The organism is Pseudoalteromonas sp. L1 (genome assembly GCF_021728095.1).
In the GTDB taxonomy this organism is placed as follows: domain Bacteria; phylum Pseudomonadota; class Gammaproteobacteria; order Enterobacterales; family Alteromonadaceae; genus Pseudoalteromonas.
In genome coordinates this window covers 152,830-170,442 of record NZ_JAKKCT010000002.1, presented here as the reverse complement: position 1 = coordinate 170,442, position 17,613 = coordinate 152,830, and the positions used below count along the sequence as shown (strand labels likewise).

The 17,613-nt window shown below is 40.1% G+C and carries 12 protein-coding genes; 8 read left to right on the top strand and 4 right to left on the bottom strand.

Annotated elements, in window-relative coordinates; genetic code table 11:
- The first annotated feature begins 189 nt into the window (after positions 1-189).
- Positions 190-1,245, top strand: coding sequence for a diguanylate cyclase (locus tag L3V38_RS06950; RefSeq protein ID WP_237118878.1), 1,056 nt, complete (start codon positions 190-192; stop codon positions 1,243-1,245).
- A 4-nt stretch (positions 1,246-1,249) separates the two neighbouring features.
- Here the strand turns inward: L3V38_RS06950 and L3V38_RS06945 are convergent, their stop codons facing one another.
- Positions 1,250-2,200, bottom strand: coding sequence for a LysR family transcriptional regulator (locus L3V38_RS06945; protein ID WP_130152137.1), 951 nt, complete (start codon positions 2,198-2,200; stop codon positions 1,250-1,252).
- A gap of 118 nt (positions 2,201-2,318) precedes the next feature.
- On the opposite strand from L3V38_RS06945, the gene L3V38_RS06940 reads away from it, so the two are divergent.
- The 7 genes from L3V38_RS06940 (at position 2,319) to ppiC (ending at position 10,507) form a co-directional block, all read left to right on the top strand.
- The gene (locus tag L3V38_RS06940; RefSeq protein ID WP_237118877.1) at positions 2,319-3,485 is read left to right on the top strand and encodes an efflux RND transporter periplasmic adaptor subunit; all 1,167 of its coding nucleotides are present in this window, start codon (positions 2,319-2,321) and stop codon (positions 3,483-3,485) included.
- 6 nt (positions 3,486-3,491) lie between these two features.
- Positions 3,492-6,638, top strand: coding sequence for a multidrug efflux RND transporter permease subunit (locus L3V38_RS06935; protein ID WP_237118876.1), 3,147 nt, complete (start codon positions 3,492-3,494; stop codon positions 6,636-6,638).
- Complete coding sequence (locus L3V38_RS06930; RefSeq protein ID WP_237118875.1) at positions 6,631-8,037, top strand: TolC family protein; 1,407 nt, start codon at positions 6,631-6,633, stop codon at positions 8,035-8,037. Before L3V38_RS06935 ends, L3V38_RS06930 begins: the two co-directional genes overlap by 8 nt.
- A gap of 13 nt (positions 8,038-8,050) precedes the next feature.
- Complete coding sequence (locus tag L3V38_RS06925; RefSeq protein ID WP_237118874.1) at positions 8,051-9,073, top strand: zinc-binding dehydrogenase; 1,023 nt, start codon at positions 8,051-8,053, stop codon at positions 9,071-9,073.
- Between the two features lie 2 nt (positions 9,074-9,075).
- Complete coding sequence (locus tag L3V38_RS06920) at positions 9,076-9,474, top strand: DCC1-like thiol-disulfide oxidoreductase family protein (protein WP_346729897.1); 399 nt, start codon at positions 9,076-9,078, stop codon at positions 9,472-9,474.
- A 58-nt stretch (positions 9,475-9,532) separates the two neighbouring features.
- On the top strand, positions 9,533-10,165 hold the full coding sequence (locus L3V38_RS06915) for a lysoplasmalogenase (RefSeq protein WP_237118873.1): 633 nt from the start codon (positions 9,533-9,535) through the stop codon (positions 10,163-10,165).
- Between the two features lie 63 nt (positions 10,166-10,228).
- Positions 10,229-10,507 (top strand): peptidylprolyl isomerase PpiC, encoded by a 279-nt coding sequence (gene ppiC, locus L3V38_RS06910; RefSeq protein WP_055021968.1) that lies wholly within the window; start codon positions 10,229-10,231, stop codon positions 10,505-10,507.
- 166 nt (positions 10,508-10,673) lie between these two features.
- Here ppiC and L3V38_RS06905 read toward each other — a convergent pair whose 3' ends face one another.
- From L3V38_RS06905 to L3V38_RS06895, 3 genes are all read right to left on the bottom strand, one after another.
- Complete coding sequence (locus L3V38_RS06905; protein WP_237118872.1) at positions 10,674-14,303, bottom strand: hypothetical protein; 3,630 nt, start codon at positions 14,301-14,303, stop codon at positions 10,674-10,676.
- Positions 14,304-14,725: 422 nt separating this feature from the next.
- Entirely contained in the window at positions 14,726-16,132 is a 1,407-nt protein-coding gene (locus tag L3V38_RS06900) for a TIGR00366 family protein (protein ID WP_237118871.1), read from the bottom strand.
- 160 nt (positions 16,133-16,292) lie between these two features.
- Positions 16,293-17,513 (bottom strand): Xaa-Pro peptidase family protein, encoded by a 1,221-nt coding sequence (locus L3V38_RS06895; protein WP_237118870.1) that lies wholly within the window; start codon positions 17,511-17,513, stop codon positions 16,293-16,295.
- Positions 17,514-17,613 lie beyond the last annotated feature (100 nt).

Sequence of the window (17,613 nt, the reverse complement as noted above, 5' to 3'; positions counted from 1 at the left end):
GTAGTCCGTTTTTATTTTAAAGAAAAGAGTTAGTGTGCAGCTCGCTGTTGTAACTTTCTAATCTGATAGATCGGACTTTTTCATAATCGTCACTCTTAGTCGAGTATTTAAATTGTTCATATTATTGCATTAAATAAAAATGTTCCGAAAATACTGGTTTCGCGTTAAAATTAGTCAATAACAAAGTTAATGAGATTAATAATGGATATTGGCGCACTGCGTGGCACCGAAGCTTTACGAAATAACGTTCTTAAATGGATGGGATTTTGTTTGGGGATCCTTGCAAGTATTTTTGCTTTTTTTAATCTTTTTATAAACGACTTTTACCTACTCGGTATTTTAGAAGTTGGTTTTGCGGCTTTTTGTTTTTATATCTATTTGTACACACGTAAGCGCACTGGTCATTTGTGGCAATCGCTTACTTTATCTATTTTCCTAACTGTCTTAGTTACATTAGGTACTTATTTCAGTAATATCAAAAGCTTGTTGTTCATTTGGACGTGCTCGTTACCAATTTTGTTTTACCTATTGCTAGGTAAACAATACGGCGTTGTTTTTTCGCTTATAGTGGCAGTTGTTCAAGCATTAATTCTCGGCACTAAGCAGAGCTTAGAGCCTTTGAATACGATTAACTTTCTACTTAATTTTTCGTTTACCTATATTAGTATCTGGGCAGTGTCTCATACCTTTGAAAATAGTCGGGCAGAGTACGGAAAACGGCTTGAAAATTTAGCACTTTTAGATCCACTTACAGGGGCTGGTAACCGTTTAGCAATGACTCACTACTTTGAAGTGGATTTGGCTGATAAACCTGGCACATATGTATTAATGATCGACATTGATTATTTTAAAAAAATAAACGATCAGTTTGGTCATGGAGTCGGTGACCGCGTATTAATTAATGTAACGGCTTTTTTTGCTGAGCAAATCAATAAAAACGTTATTTTCCGCATCGGCGGAGAAGAGTTTGCTATATTCCTTTCCCATAGTGATCCGCAAAGCGCCTATGAGTTTGCGGACATGCTTAGAGAGAATTTATCAAAGACTATTCACACTATTGATGAACAAGCGATAAACTTAACAATCAGTATTGGCGTTGCTTGTTATATGCCAAACCAAACGCTTAAAAATCTCATAAAACGTGCAGACGATGCGCTTTACCAAGCAAAAAAACAGGGGCGAAACAGGGTAGTAACAGCCTATGAGTTAAATCAACAAGCGCTTAAGTGTGATAAAGCGAGTTAAGATACTACGCACTACCTTTGTACATGCTATCAAACTCTGGAATATTCGCTTCCCATATAGGGATATCTTTACCGATGAATTCACGCATCGCATCAAAGAATAGCCGCGTTCTTACAGGTAAATCTCTGTGCGGATAAACCGCGTATACTGCGCTGTAATCGAGTAATTCCATATCGGTTAAAATAGGCACTAAATCACCACGTTTTACTTCATCATCAAGAATAAACGCTGGTGCAAGAACATAAGCATTACCTGAGATGGCTTTCATAAGAAGTACTTCGGCATCGTTAGCACGAAAAACACTTTTAATGTTTTGCTCAACAACATCGCCTTTGGCATCGCGATAGCGAATCCCGCTAATACGTTTACTTGGGCTCGAATAACTGGCAGCAGGCAGGTCTTTTAAATCTTCAACATGTTTTGGCATGCCGTAGGTTTCAATAAATTCCGGTGAGGCCAGTAGTAACATTCGGTTGCGGGCAATTTTACGAGCTATAAATGACGAGTCTTTTGGCTCGCCAACACGAAAAGCCAAATCATAGCCTTCTGACACTAAATCAATCAGTCTATCGTCTAAACGAAGCTCTACTTCAACTTGCGGAAAGCGTTTTTGAAAGTCGTTAATTACTGGCTGAATATACCGTTTACCAATAATACTTGATGAGGTAATTTTTAATGTACCACGGGGTTCTTGGTGATAATTCTCAGCAAGTCTGACGGTATCTGATAACAAATCTCTGAGTTCGGCTGCTTTTTTTACCATTTCAGCACCCGCGGCAGTCAATGAAAACGAGCGCGTGGTACGATTAAGTAAGCGCACCCCTAATTCATCTTCAAGGCGGCTAATTTGTTTTGATATGACCGAGCGGTCTATATTCCTAGACTCTGCTGCTTTAGCAAATGAGCCTCGTTCAATCACTTCAAGCAACATTAATAAGCGGCTGGTGGTATCCATAGCAGTTCCTTAAATTTTATTGGTGCCATTCTGGCATTAATGAATTTAAAAATCTATCATTTTTATCCGCTAATTAGTTCCGTAACATTGTCTCCAATCTATTAACAGGAGAGTCGTGATGAACAAATCTATTCTTGCAGTGGCGGTGACCATTGCGAGCTTAACGCTTGCTGGGTGCGGTACAGAAGCCAACCAAGCAGCGCAGCAACAACATTTACAACCCATTGACGTAGCAAAAGTACTTGTTAAACCAGTGCAAAATTGGCACACCTATACAACGCGTTTAGAAGCGCCACAAGAAGTTGCACTTATGCCGCGTGTTTCGGGTGTTATTGATAAAATTAATTTTAAAGAAGGCGACAGCGTGAAAGAGGGGGATTTGCTTTTCACTCTTGATGCACGTCCTTTTGCTGCAGTGGTTGATAGCCTAAAAGCACAAATCGAAAGTGCTAAGGCAGCACTTGAGCAAGCTAAAAGTGAAGCCAAACGCGCGGAGCGCTTAACAGAGCGTAAAGCGATTTCAACTGAGCAAGCTGAATCTCGTAAATCAACGCTTAGACAACGCGAAGCGCAGTTGCTAGCACTACAGGCTGAGCTTACTTCGGCAGAGCTTGATTTAGAGTTTACCCAAGTGCGTTCACCCATTGATGGTGTGGTATCACGCGCGAATATCACCAAAGGTAACAACGTACTTGCTGGTCAAAGTGTGTTAACCAGCATTGTGTCAAACCAGCAAATGTATGCTTATTTTGATATTGATGAGCGCACGTGGAACCAGTCATTTGCTGATGTAACAGCGCAAAGTGGACAAGCAGTTGTGATGCAAAAAGTGGGTGAAACCAGCTTTAACTTCAATGGCAAAATCAACTTCATTGATAACCAAATCAATCAAACTACCGGTACTCTTCGTGTGCGTGCGGTGTTCGAAAACGATGAGCAACAACTGCGTGCAGGTTCATTCGCACGTATTAAGCTTGCCGCAGATAAAGTAAGCGAAAAAGTTATCGTGCCTGAGCGTGCAATTGGGACTGATTTAAAGAATCGCTTTGTACTCACTGTGGGTGAGGGCAATGTTCTTGAATATAAATTAGTGACAGTAGGTGAGCGTTACGGCAGCTTACGCGCGATTACATCGGGTCTAAACGAAAGCGATGTGATTGCTGTGAATGGTCCTGCGCGTGTTGGCCCTGGTATGCCAATTTCACCAAACACAGTAACCATTAATAGCGATGGTATTGCGTTCACTCTTTCAAATAATCATTCAGATTTGGTTGCAAAACAGTAGGGCAAAATGAAATTTTCACACTTTTTTATCCAGCGACCCATCTTTGCAGCGATGCTGTCGCTTATTTTTCTCATCGCAGGGGCAATCTCGTTATTTCAATTGCCAGTGAGTGAGTACCCTGAAGTGGTACCGCCAACGGTTGTTGTAACAGCAAGTTACCCAGGTGCAAACCCGACGGTGATAGCTGAAACGGTGGCAACGCCGCTTGAGCAAGAAATCAATGGTACAGAAAACATGTTGTATATGTTTTCGCAAGCAACCAGTGATGGCCGTATGACGTTAACGGTAACCTTTGCGTTAGGCACTGATTTAGACCGCGCACAAGTACAAGTGCAAAACCGTGTAAATAGTGCACTACCACGCTTACCACAAGAAGTTCAGCGTTTAGGTGTTGTAGCAGAAAAATCATCACCAGATTTAACCATGGTGGTGCATTTATATTCACCAGAAAAAACGCATGATACAACTTACTTAGCGAACTATGCTGATTTGTATATCAAAGACCAAATTGCACGCCTTCCTGGGGTGGGTGATGTACGTATGTTTGGTGGTGGTCAATACTCAATGCGGGTATGGCTTAACCCAGATGCGCTATCGGCACGCGATTTAACAGCAATGGATGTAGTAAATGCATTACGCGCGCAAAACCAACAGGTTGCTGCGGGTAGCCTAGGTGCTCAACCTACGTCGAAAAGTAATCAATTTCAAATTTTGATGAATGTAAAAGGGCGCTTAAGCTCACAAGAAGAATTTGAAAATGTGATCATCAAAGTGGGTGAGCAAGGTCAGCTTACACGCTTAAGTGATGTTGCACGCCTTGAATTAGGTCAAGACACCTATGCACTGAGAGCAATGTTAGATGGTCAACCTGCGCTTGCTATGCCGGTATTCCAACGTCCGGGTTCTAATGCGATTGAGCTGTCTGATCAAGTACGTGAAACCATGAAAGTATTATCAAAAGACTTTCCGGCAGGTGTTGAATACGACATTGTTTATGACCCAACTATTTTCGTACGTGGTTCTATTGATGCTGTTATCAAAACACTGCTTGAAGCAATTGCATTAGTGGTAATCGTTGTCGTGGTGTTTTTACAAACATGGCGTGCATCGGTAATCCCACTGATTGCAGTACCGGTATCTTTGATTGGTACGTTTGCAGTAATGCAATGGCTAGGTGTATCAATTAATACCTTATCGCTATTCGGTTTGGTACTTGCCATTGGTATTGTTGTTGATGATGCCATTGTTGTAGTTGAAAACGTTGAGCGTAATATCGAGCAAGGTTTATCACCACTTGAAGCAACCCGAGTTGCGATGACCGAAGTTACAGGACCAATTATCGCCATTGCACTCGTACTGTGTGCGGTATTTATTCCTACTGCTTTCATTACAGGTTTATCTGGTCAATTTTATAAGCAATTTGCGTTAACTATTACAATTTCAACGGTTATCTCAGCATTTAACTCGTTAACATTATCGCCAGCGTTATCGGCGTTATTATTAAAAGGTCATGATGCAAAACCAGACCGTTTAACGACGTTATTAAACCGTGTATTCGGTAATTGGCTGTTTAAACCTTTTAACCGCTTGTTTGATAAAGGCGCCAATGGCTACGAAAAGCTGGTGCAAAAACTGATTCGTATGAGTGTGATTGTATTAGTTGCCTATGTTGCGCTTGTCGGTGGCACAGTTAAATTATTTGATGCGGTACCAGGTGGCTTTATTCCACAGCAAGATAAGCAATATTTAGTGGCTGTTGCGCAGTTGCCTGATGCGGCAAGCTTAGACAGAACCCAGGAAGTCGTGCAAGAAATGGAAAAAATTGCATTACAAGTACCCGGTGTTGCAAACACAGTATCGTTCCCTGGTTTATCGGTGAATGGTTTCACTAATAGTCCAAATAGCGGCATTGTATTTACTCCGCTTGCCCCTTTTGAAGAGCGTCAAGACCCGAGTATGTCAGCAATGGCGATTGCGGCGCAGTTAAATCAAAAGTTTGCGACTATCGATGAAGCATTTGTTGCGGTATTTCCGCCACCGCCAATTCAAGGTTTAGGTACAACAGGTGGCTTTAAACTGCAAATTGAAGACCGTGCTAATAAAGGCTTTGAAGCACTCTTTAACAGCTTACAAGCAACCATTAATAAAGCGCAGCAAGACCCTGCATTAATGGGACTTTACTCAAGCTTTAGAATTCAAGTGCCACAAATGGATATCGATATCGACCGTGAGCAAGCGCTTATTCAAGGTATTCCACTTGATGAAGTATTCAATGCCTTACAAGTGTACTTAGGTTCTGTTTACGTGAATGACTTTAACTTGTTTGGTCGTACTTATCAGGTTAATGCACAAGCTGATGCTGATTATCGCCAAGATCCAGAGCAAATTTTGAATCTTAAAGTGCGTAACCGCATGGGTGAGATGGTGCCTCTTGGTTCTGTATTAACGGTCACGCCAACAACCGGTCCAGATCGTGTAATGCATTATAACGGTTATCCTACAGCTGAATTAAATGGTAGCCCAGCGCCAGGTTATAGCTCTGACCAAGCGCAACATGCGATAGAAGCAATCCTTGCAGAGACATTACCAAATGGTATTGAGTTTGAGTGGACAGAAGTAACGTATCAGCAAATATTAGCGGGTAATACCATGGTGTATGTTTTCCCACTGGTAGTATTGCTTGTGTTTATGGTGCTCGCTGCGCAATACGAGAGCTTAAGATTACCACTGGCGATTATTCTGATTGTGCCTATGACGATTTTCTCGGCTTTGTTAGGTGTGTGGTTTGTCGGTGATGACAACAATATTTTTACGCAAATTGCATTAATTGTACTGGTTGCGCTAGCAAGTAAAAACGCCATCTTGATGGTTGAGTTTGCACGAGATCAGCATAAAACGGGAATGTCTCACCTTGAAGCCATAATTAAAGCGTGTCGCTTACGACTTCGCCCAATTTTAATGACGTCAATAGCCTTTACGGCAGGTGTTGTCCCCCTTGTTTTAGCAACAGGTGCTGGTGCTGAGATGCGTCATGCTATGGGTAACGCAGTGTTCTCAGGCATGATTGGTGTAACTGTGTTTGGCTTATTGTTCACCCCGGTATTTTATATGTTAGTAACTAAAAAATCGCAGAAGGAGCAACACGATGCATAAGCTTTCTCATGCAATCTTGAGACACGGCAAACTAGTTAGTGCAATGCTGTTAGCTGGTGCACTCGCAGGCTGCGCACAAAGCGTCGATATGCAAGCGCAGCAAGTGAGCTTGACACAATTTGTTAGCGATACACAAATTGGTGAACAAAACCAAGGTGCGAGCGAAAATAACTGGTGGCGCCGTTTAGATTCAGCGCAGTTAAACAATTTAGTGACTGATGCATTAGCAATGAATCACGATTTAAAAACCAGTCAACTTCAACTTGATGCAGCCATTGCCCGTTTAGGTGCAGCCCGTGCGGATTATTATCCGCAGGGCAGCCTAAGCGTAGGCGCAGAGCGCAGCAGCTTAGATGGCGCAATTACGCGCCAATCAAACGCTGGTGTTAACGTAAACTGGCAGCTTGATTTGTTTGGCCGTATTACAGCGTTAGTCGATGCTGCTAATGCGGGGGCACTCAACCAAGCAGAACAGCTAAGAGCATTACAGGTTGAAGTGGTTTCTGCCGTAGTGCAAGGCTATGTAAGCTATCAAGGTAATGTGCAAAAGCAAGCGATTATTGAGATGCAAATCGAAGCGCTTGAGCAAAGTATTGATGTGCTCAAAGCGCGAGTAGAGGAGGGTGTTGCGAATGAGCTCGATCTTAACCGTACCCTTGCGCAGTTAAAGCAGCAACAAGCGCTTATACCTGAGCTTAGTTATTTGCAATATCGCGACTTGGCAACCCTTGCGGTGCTAACAGGGCGACTGGCAAGTGACATATCATTGATAGAAGAGCCTGAGTTATTAAGCCACGAATTTAGCGTGTCGTTTAATAAAGCCAGTGAAGCAATGGCACTGAGACCCGATATCACCAGTGCCTTGTATCAGTTTAGTCAGGCTTATTCACTGAGTGTTGCAGCTTCCAAAGCGTTACTGCCCGATATTAGTCTGGCAGGGTTTGCAGGTGTGGTTAGCTTAACTAGCAATGGTTTAGAAGATACCGTGCAACAATGGCAAGTAACGCCAAAAGTTGAATGGTCATTGCTGAGTTATCCTGCATTATTAGCTCAACGTGATGCGCAGCAATTTTTAAGTGAAGCGGCTTATAGCGATTACCAAAGTAAAGTGTTAAAAGCGATAAGCGACAGTGAACTTACGCTGCAAAGGTTAGTCAAACAAAGTGAGCAGTTAAACTTCGCTGACGAGCGTTTTAATTATGCGAATAAAGCATTTGGTCAAGCACAAGCAATGTACGAAGAAGGGCAAATTCCTTACTTAGAGTTGTTAGATGCTCGACAGGATGTTTTAATAGCGCAAGAAAATGCTGTTGATTCAACAATTGCTTCATTGCAGGCCAAAGTGAGCGCTTATCAAGCGTTTAATGGTCGCTGGAGCTTTGAACTAAACAACCTTTAACCCAGAGTATTAAATGTCACATATTCAACAAAACACTGATCTTCCTTCAACAATGCGCGCACTAGCACTGCTTGAGCCTAATGACGCTATCGCGTTATCGGAGTTATCTGTGCCAGTCCCTTGCCCTGAAGGCAACGAACTTTTGATCAGAGTTGAATATGTGGGCTTAAACCATGGGGATGCTAACTTTGCAAAGCAGGGGTTTTGCAAGTGGAGTTATCCCCATATACTTGGTCATGATGCTGTGGGTGTTGTGATTCATGCCAATAAAGGTGTGTTTCCTGGCGTAGGCGCACGTGTTGTGTGGCACGCTAGCCTTGGTGACCAAGGTGTGTTATCTGAATACACAACAGTGCCAAACTATGCAGTGTCGGTTGTGCCAGATAACGTCTCACCGTGCGATGCCGCAACCTTACCGTGTTCAGGTATGACGGCATTAATTGCCCTTGATAAGTTGCAGCTAAGCGAAGGGGATTCACTGTTTATTGATGCAGGCGCAGGTGGTGTAGGTCAGTTTGCTATTCAATTTGCTAAGCAACGTGGGGCAACAGTGTTTACCACTGCCAGCAAACACAATCATAAGTTACTTAAGCAATTAGGTGCTGATGTGGTGTTTGATTACAAAGACCCAAAACTTGAAGATAAAATTCGTCGTGAGCTTGGCCCCCAAGGTTTTGATGCCGTGCTTGACTGTATTGGTGGCGATACCACCATTCGTAACGTTGAGTTAATGCGTTTTTGTGGCCACATTGCGTGTTTAAATGAACTACCTAAATTTGAACAAGAGCTCATGTTTAGGCGTGCACCTAACATTGGCATTGTATCGTTAGGTGGTGCGTGGCTTGCAAATAGCTTATGTGCTCAGCAAAGGCTGAGTTTTATGGGTAATTTATTACTTGATAATGCAGCCAGAGGCGAGATCAAATTGCCGCAAATTCATGCTGTAGATTTTACCGCTGAAGCTGTTTCAGCTGCATTAAATAAACAACTTGCTGGTGGCTTAACGGGCAAACAAGTTGTACAAGTCAGTGGTTAAGTTTGCAAACGAGCAGCCCAATTATCTTGTTTGATGGTCAGTGCAACCTGTGCCATTTTTGTGTGCGCTTTATTCTTCGCTTTGATAAGCAAATAACCTTTAAGTTATGCCCCATGCAAAGTGATAAAGGTGAACGTTTATTAAAGGCGCATCAAGTTGACGATCCACTTTCCTCAATGTTAGTGATTGATAAAAACCAGCTATATAAACAAAGTGATGCTGTGTTATTTATTGCCACTAAATTAGGTTTTCCATTTTCCCTTGCTAAAGTGTTTTATCTAATCCCAAAAGGCTTGCGTGATCGTTTTTATGATTGGGTTGGTCGTAACCGATACCGGTTTTTTGGAAAGCAAACACAGTGCAGGTTGCTGACAGAAAAACAAAAACAGCATTTTCTATAAACTTTTTATTTAAAGCTTGCTATTGTCGTTATTGGGAACGAACAACAATAACAAAAAAATGAACATTCTCTATTTACTCTTAGCAACGTTTTACATCGCTCTATTGATGTTACAACCTGCGCTTCCTCATGGTGTTACTGCGCTATTAAAAGCAATGCCAATACTCTTTTTAATTGTGATGGTAGTTAAATATCGAGAGCAATTTCAAAGTCGTACTGTTATTACTTTATTATTAGCTCTTAGCTTTTCCGCATTAGGGGATGTACTGCTAGCACTTGATACAGGACAGCTTTTTATAGGCGGTTTAGCTGCATTCTTTGTTAGTCACTTATTTTACATCATCACAATGCTACCCGTTAAAAAGTACCGCATTGATGTGTTGCTGCTTTATTTATTTTTAGCGATAGGGGTATTTTGCTTATTGTATCCCACTTTAAATGAAATGCTTATCCCTGTGATTTTCTATACGATTGTTTTGATGATAATGGCAAGCCTTACTTGGATGACAGATAAATCGAACGGCTTCTTAGTATTAGGTGGGGCGGTTTTTGTTATATCTGACTCAATACTGGCTTTGAATCGTTTTTATATGCCCTTTTCTTACGCTGATATCGCAATTATGTGTAGTTATTATTTAGCACAATTTTGTTTAGTGAAAGGTTTTTTAGAAGCTTCAGACAAAAGCAAGTAGGCTTTGTGGCTGTACTAGCTTAGCCGTGATAAAATACGCGCGTTTAAATTTTTGAGATCTCCCATGGCAAATACAGCGCACGCACTGCACATTCTTGTTAAGCATAAAGAACAAGCTGAAGACATTATCAAGCAACTTAAAAAAGGTGCTAAATTTCAGACTTTAGCTAAAAAACATTCAACCTGTCCGTCGGGTAAAAAAGGTGGCGATTTGGGTGAATTCAGACGTGGTCAAATGGTGCCACAGTTTGACAAAGTAGCATTCAGCGGCGAAATCTTAGAGCCACATTTAGTGAAAACACGCTTTGGCTGGCATGTAATCAAAGTGCTGTATAGAACGTAAAGTTAAAGCCTTAGGTTTTAACTCATTTTTGGACAGAAACAATTTAGAGCCGAAGGACGGCTCTGTGCCATATATAGCGGAAATTCGTTCAAAACTTTTAAACGTCTGCTGCCTACTGCTAAACAAATGCTTAAAAACAGATTTATCTCCGATTAAGCTCATTCATCTAGTTTAGTGTCCTTTTTTTGACGCAAAAATCTAAGTTTTGAAAAAGGCTAGTTGAGGAGCTCATATTCACCATGATTTGTTCCAAAGCAGCTATATCTTTCCTACTAAACTTATCTGACGCAATATATTTTACGACTTGGAAACTTCGCAAGTCCAATTTAGATTTGAACCAATCTAAAATAAAATTTACTATATCTTCATGACATAACCCAGCCTCAATGCATTCTTCAAACCAACGTTCTGCCTCCCAATGTGAGATTGAATTATTATTGGTATAAGCGTTTTCTAAAACTTCACTATCGAGGTTTAATATTACTGTGTAAGTTGTAGTTAAAATGACCTTATCTATTTCTCTTATTCTAAAATCAAACCATTTATTTCTGTTGCAAATCTCCCAGAGTTGTAAAATATCGAATTCACTAAGATAATCTCTATACTTCCACAATACTTCAACCTGCTCTAATCTTGTAATCCCATTTTCACCTTTGGTTTTTACACCGTAATGTGAAAGGATATGAGAAAAAATACCTTTAGGGTTATTGGAATGCTCAACTTCTCTATGAAACAATTCAACTAGTCTAGGGTTTGCAGTAAACAACGCAGCTTGTAAAAAATCATTGATATATTTTACTTTCCCCCAATTGTCTAACAGAACCTTACTTATTTCTTCTACTTCTTGTTTAATGAGAAATTTGGAGAGAATGTAAATCTCGTATGAATCTGTTTCCTGATCAATATCACTTATTGTTGCAGCCAAGCAAGATGATAATCTTTCATCCCATACATATTGACCAACTTGCCACCAGAAATTTTTGTTCGATGGAATCAACTTCATTATTGCATCAATAGTAGACAAGTCACCTCGGACAGCTCTTTCAAAAATAGCCCATTCATATTCAGGTTCACTTGAATCGATTGTTTGCAAAAATGCTAGATCTGCTCGGTCGGCAGTAGTGCTATATATACTAGTTGCAGCTTTACGTATTTCATCTGGTGACATTTTGTCTTTAATTATTTTTTGTAAAAAACCTTTAGAGTCTGCGGATAATATATTTTCACGTCTGAAATTGTCTGCGATAAATTCAATATTTATAGAAAATCGTTTTTTTGTTCTATCATAATTTTTGGCCAAAAAATTTACTTTATGCTCAATTGCTATCAAATCCTCGAAGTCTCGAATCATGAAAGTTATAGGCCATTCTAACTTTTCATCTTGACTTGCTCGTTGTACGAAATAGGCAAGAGCATTAACTGGCTTATATTCCAGAAAAGCCCAAGATAAACCATAACAGGCAAATGAGTTTAATGTGAGTTCATCAATTGGTTCTTGCACCTCTGGCAATAACACCCATTGATCGAATAGTTCACGTAATAAAGCCTCAGCTTTTTTATAGCAGCGCGATACAGCCCAAAAAAAACTTTTTAGATACAATTTTTTATCGTCAACCTTTGTCCATATTTCATGTATAGATTGTTCAAGTGAAGGGTCACCTATATAACCAGCTAACAATAAGCAAGCATTCAGAGTGTTTATCTGCTTTATGTCGGAACTAAGCAATACTTTGATTTGTTCACAGTAAGAATCTCTATATGTGCCAAAGATATGATCAAATAGCGCTTTTCTCCCTGCTATAGTTACACCCAAATCATTCCTTAAAACTAAATTAAGTCCCGATTCTATGTGCCCATTTCTAAACTTTGCTATTAGCCAAAATTCATTCCTTGTAACTTTTGTAAAAGTATCGCAAATCGAAATAACGAATTTAGCATCTATTTTGGACAGTAAGTAAATTGCTTCAAATAAAACAAACTCGTTTGCCAATGTATTTTTTTCACTTTCGATAATCCATTCATTAACCCGCTTAACAAGGTAATTTGTATCTAAAAATGTATTGTGTGCTGAAAATGCTAATGCATAAAACAAACTTAATGGATTGATATTTTTAAGATAATTAACAAACTCTGGTTCATTTTTTATTTTAACTAATGCCAATCCAATTGCTTCCGCATAAAAAGGATCACTCAAATATTCAGGTTTTGTTTCAAGCGTTAAATCATTGGTTATTACATCAGCTATCATTGCTAAACGCACTCTATCATGCCTAAAGGAAACAAAATTACTCCCATTCTTCTTTGATACAAAAACAGAAGAGCTTAATTTAAATATCTTTTTTAGGGTAGTTAGATCGTTCTGGGAGCCTTTATACCAATCATTTAAGTTTTGAACGCTTGGACGAAAGTTTCCTTTGCATAAAAGAACGCGAACAAAATTATCCAATAATGCTTTCACATCCTCTTCATATAATTCATCAAATCTAGCTGCTACCTTTTGTAGCTCTTTTGCAATATAGTTTTCAATTATCTCAATGTGAGTCCCGATTTTCTTCGTTAAATCACATAAAGAAATTAATAGAGGGTCATAGCCAAGGGAAGCGCAAATGGACTCTGAATCTAATTCTGATAGCTCTATTCCATTTTTCAATGCTTTGAGTTGAATTGCTTTTTTTGCTTCACACTTTGAAAAATAATCAACAAATAGAGTTAGATTTCTGATTTTTTTTTCTTCGTTATGATCCAATTTATTCAAATGAACGGGGTGAACAGGGCAAATGAATACCCATTTTTTTGATTTACTGATCGGAATCCATTTCAATAATTTTTTTAATACGCTTACGGGTGAATCTGCATTATTTATATCATCGATGAAAATAATTATCGGCTGTGTACGTGTGCCAATATCCAACGCTAAAGAACCCGCGTCACTACTTAGATTACCCTCAAATAAAGTTAACTGTTTAGTCAAGGCCTCTTCTAAAGAACTAGATTCTTCAACCAGCTTTTCAGACAATATTATACCAGCGACGTCTTTTTCAAAGTTATGTTTCAGTGTATTAAAAGCAATAGTAGATTTACCTGTACCAGATTCGCCTACAATAAATGTATGATTAGTGAAAACTCTTTGGTTAAAACCTCTTTGAACTATGAGCTCAGCCTCAAAAGTCGCAGTGTACTGAGTAATTTGCCGCTCAGTGATATTTTTTAGTAATGAAACAGATAATTTATCTGGCTCATCTCCAAAGTACATTTTTCTTAGATACTGCCCTTCTGGCTTTGTATCTAAAAAGTGAGCTATGGTTGATCCACTGTACATCTCGAGCTCAATGTTATCTTTTTTTGCTAGCTTATGAGCTTCTAACTCAGTTTCTGGCTTAGGATCTAATGTTGATAGTAGCGCAACGGTTGCTTTTTTTATGTCGGGAAATTCATTTCGAAATTCTTTAATTTTATTAATAGCCTTTAATAGATCACCTTCGTTCCCAGTTGCTCCTATCTCAGGATTTTTTGCCTTAACGGTGCTTAAATCTTTTAAGAACTTATCATGTAGTGCATTCAGTTCAGTTACTGTGTATTCGGCACCTGCGATGCAAAGTTCACCACGGTCGTAATAAATAGAAAAACTATCTAAGGGAGCTTTTACTGTACTACCTTTATAGTTAACACCTAAATGGCTAGTGTATGCATATTTGCTGGGATTGTAGGCTTTTAAAAATGCAGTGCCGAGCCTCTCAAATCTAGCTGGATCTTTTAGCTCAGCAAGCTTTTTGATTGTTTCAGTGGCATCGGTCATAAAGTCTCTAATAAAAATATGCAGTTAACAAATTCAGTGAAGATACTAACAACAACATTGATTGAAGTGGTCAAAACAAAAGATCAAAGCAAGCCTTGTAATACTACTTAAGAAAACTCTCATATTATCAAAGTGAATGCTAGCTTAATTTTCCAATGATATCTTGTGTAAAAAAGCAGATTAAGGAACTCAAGTATATTCGAACAGCCGACAATTAAACTTTAACTGGTTAACATCCGCAATTTGCTCTTTTGAGGCATTTGCCAAACACGTTTTGGGGCAGAATCAAGTTACGCCTAATGTTCTGGTTTTGTCACAGAGCCGTCCTTCAGCTCCAACGCATTTCTATCTAAAATGTATTCTAGAAATTAGTTTATATAAACTAAAAAAGCGCCCTAGGCGCTTTTTTAAAATCAACTAACTCAATTTAGTGTGGGCTGCACATCTAAGCCATAGCCAAACATTACAGCTAATACTAATACAACTGATGCTGCGACCATTAGTTTAATCAGTAGTGGTAAGCAGAACCTAAACCAATGTCCGTAAGGCACACCTGCCATACCTAAAATACCCATAAGTACAGCGTTGGTCGGAATGATCATATTGGAAAAGCCATCACCAAATTGATATGCAAGTACGGCTACTTGTCTTGGTACACCCACTAAATCACCCAGCGGGGCCATCAGTGGCATGGTGACATAAGCCTGCCCTGAACCTGAAGGAATAAAGGTATTAAGCAGGGTTTGAATAACTAACATGCCAATTGCTGATATTTCTGCTGATACATAAGATAGCGGTAACGACATGCCATGTACCAAGCTATGGAGGATTTGGCCGTCTTCTAAAATAAGGGCAATCCCACGTGCTACACCGATTAAGACTGCGGTTGTAACAAGATCAGAGACGCCCTCTATAAATTTGTTTGCTGCTTTATCAGCAGAGAGTTTGCCTAAAATGGCGACAACCACACCCCAGGCAATAAAAACACCACCTAGCTCGTATAAATACCAGCCCTTAGTTGCGATGCCCCATACTGCAATTGCAAGGGTAATAATAAAGCTGCCTAAAATAAGTTTATGGCGCAGGGCAAGTGCTGGGTAACTGGTGGCTGTTTGATTTTCAAGTGGGCAAGGTACGCCAATCATCATTGATTTAGACGGATCGTTAGCTACCTTTTTGGTGTATTGCCAAACATGATGAAAACCAATGAGCACAAATGGAATAAATATAGCTAAACGTAACCACAACCCAGAGTAAACCGGGATCCCTGCAATTTGCTGTGCGATTAATACGGTAAATGGGTTAAATGCCGATACACCATAACCAATACCATAACCTGCGACTATCATACCTACAGCGGTCATTGCGTCTAGCCGCATTGCTTTACAAAGCGCGACGAGAATAATAACAAAGGGAATGTATTCACCAGCGGTACCAATACTGCTTGATGCTAAAGCAAAGCAAAATACCACCATAAAGATTAATCGTTGTGGCTTTTTGCCGTGGCGCTCTAAAAGTCTACCAATAAGTGCATCGACTGTACCTGTGGCACGTGCAACAGCTAAGACGCCGCCAACAATTAACACAAAGAAAATAACATCCTGAGCAGCAGCAAACGCGCGGGGGATGGCTTGTAATAAATCCCAGGGGGTTAAGTAATGGCGTTCTTCAACTGTTTGATAGGTGCCAGCAACGACCATTTCGCGACCAGATTCACTGAGTGTTGTGGTGAAAAAACCTTGTGGTACTAGCCAAGTAGCAATAAGTGCAATGACCATCATACTTAGCAGTAAGATAAGTGTATGCGGGACTTTAAAACGTAAACCCATTTATTCTCCGTAATTATGTGTGGTATTTAGGTTAAATTCTTAAAATCATAACACAATAAAAGCGGGTAGGTTGTCTCTAAAATGTTCACACTGTTAAAGATTGTAATAATTTAGATACAAAAAAGGCCAGAACACTGGCCTTTTAGAAGTTATTTTTATTTTACTTAGCTAAACCAAATGGGTCATCGATGCTATGAGCAGGCTCGGTAAACCAACGCGGACCTTCGTCTGTCATATAAAAGTGATCTTCTAAGCGAATACCAAACTCATCTGGTATTACAAGCATAGGCTCATTACTAAAACACATGCCTGCAGCGAGTGGGGTAGGGTTACCACCTACAAGGTATGGCCATTCATGAATATCTAAACCAATTCCATGGCCTGTTCTGTGTGGGCAGCCTGGTGTTTCATACTCTGGCCCCATGCCATTTTCGGCTAGGTACTGTCTTGCTGCATCGTCTACTTTGCCACATGGCTCACCAATTTTTGCGGCAGCAAAAGCAGCAAGTTGGGCATTTTTCTCGTGCTGCCAAAACGTACGTTGACGTTCGGTGGCATCTCCAAATACATACGTACGGGTAATGTCAGAGAGGTAATCATGTACTTTACAGCCAGTATCAATCAGTACCACATCACCTTTTTTAAGAGTTTGCGGGTTTTTAACGCCATGCGGGAAAGATGACGCAACACCAAATAGCACAATACAAAAATAGTTACCTGGTGCACCGACCTTTTGGTGCGCTTTTTTAATAAAGGCTTCAACTTCAGTGGTGGTAATGCCTTCATAAAGCATACTTGCCGTTGCTTTGTGTACTTCTAAAGTCATATCCATAGCACGCTGCATTAAGGCAAGTTCATTTGCCGATTTATGCATGCGGCAATGAGCAGTCACGCACTGCGCGTTAATAATGGTGTAATCGCTGTTCGCTTTATTAATGCCGTCGTAGATGAAAAACTGTGCGCTTTCATCAATACCAAGGGTGCCATCTTTGCTAATACCCATTTCTGAAAGTACTTCAACACACAGTTGGTATGGGTTTTCGTGCTCTTGCCAGCCACGAATTGGGCCATCAATCACCATGAAATCGTTTAAGCTGCCGATTTCAAAAAACGGCGCTATGTATTGCACGTCACCTTTGGCGGGTAAAATAGCACCTACTAAACGCTCACTTGCGTACCAACGCATACCCGTAAAATAAGCAAGGTTAGTGCCTGCATTTAAAAAAATTGCATCAATATTATTTGCTTGCATATACGCTTGTGCTTTTGCGATACGTGCATAAAATTCGTCATTTTGAATAGGGGTTAAATCTGTTGTCATATCTGACAAAGAGTCAAGCGCCTGCTCTGGCGTTTGTGTGCCAATACCGTATGTTGTCATCGTGTACTCCTTGGTTTTTTTGTGCATTGTGGCTTGAGTAAACACTTGATGCAAACTCACTGCGACTAATCGCATTATATTCGTATTTATGGTTATTACT

What these genes read in the sequence shown, in the direction of transcription:
- L3V38_RS06900 (WP_237118871.1), bottom strand. Translation starts at nt 16,132, where the DNA reads ATGGGTTTACGTTTTAAAGTCCCGCATACACTTATCTTACTGCTAAGT.
- L3V38_RS06925 (WP_237118874.1), top strand. Translation starts at nt 8,051, where the DNA reads ATGTCACATATTCAACAAAACACTGATCTTCCTTCAACAATGCGCGCA.
- L3V38_RS06895 (WP_237118870.1), bottom strand. Translation starts at nt 17,513, where the DNA reads ATGACAACATACGGTATTGGCACACAAACGCCAGAGCAGGCGCTTGAC.
- L3V38_RS06905 (WP_237118872.1), bottom strand. Translation starts at nt 14,303, where the DNA reads ATGACCGATGCCACTGAAACAATCAAAAAGCTTGCTGAGCTAAAAGAT.
- L3V38_RS06940 (WP_237118877.1), top strand. Translation starts at nt 2,319, where the DNA reads ATGAACAAATCTATTCTTGCAGTGGCGGTGACCATTGCGAGCTTAACG.
- L3V38_RS06935 (WP_237118876.1), top strand. Translation starts at nt 3,492, where the DNA reads ATGAAATTTTCACACTTTTTTATCCAGCGACCCATCTTTGCAGCGATG.
- L3V38_RS06945 (WP_130152137.1), bottom strand. Translation starts at nt 2,200, where the DNA reads ATGGATACCACCAGCCGCTTATTAATGTTGCTTGAAGTGATTGAACGA.
- L3V38_RS06950 (WP_237118878.1), top strand. Translation starts at nt 190, where the DNA reads ATGAGATTAATAATGGATATTGGCGCACTGCGTGGCACCGAAGCTTTA.
- L3V38_RS06930 (WP_237118875.1), top strand. Translation starts at nt 6,631, where the DNA reads ATGCATAAGCTTTCTCATGCAATCTTGAGACACGGCAAACTAGTTAGT.
- L3V38_RS06915 (WP_237118873.1), top strand. Translation starts at nt 9,533, where the DNA reads ATGAACATTCTCTATTTACTCTTAGCAACGTTTTACATCGCTCTATTG.
- ppiC (WP_055021968.1), top strand. Translation starts at nt 10,229, where the DNA reads ATGGCAAATACAGCGCACGCACTGCACATTCTTGTTAAGCATAAAGAA.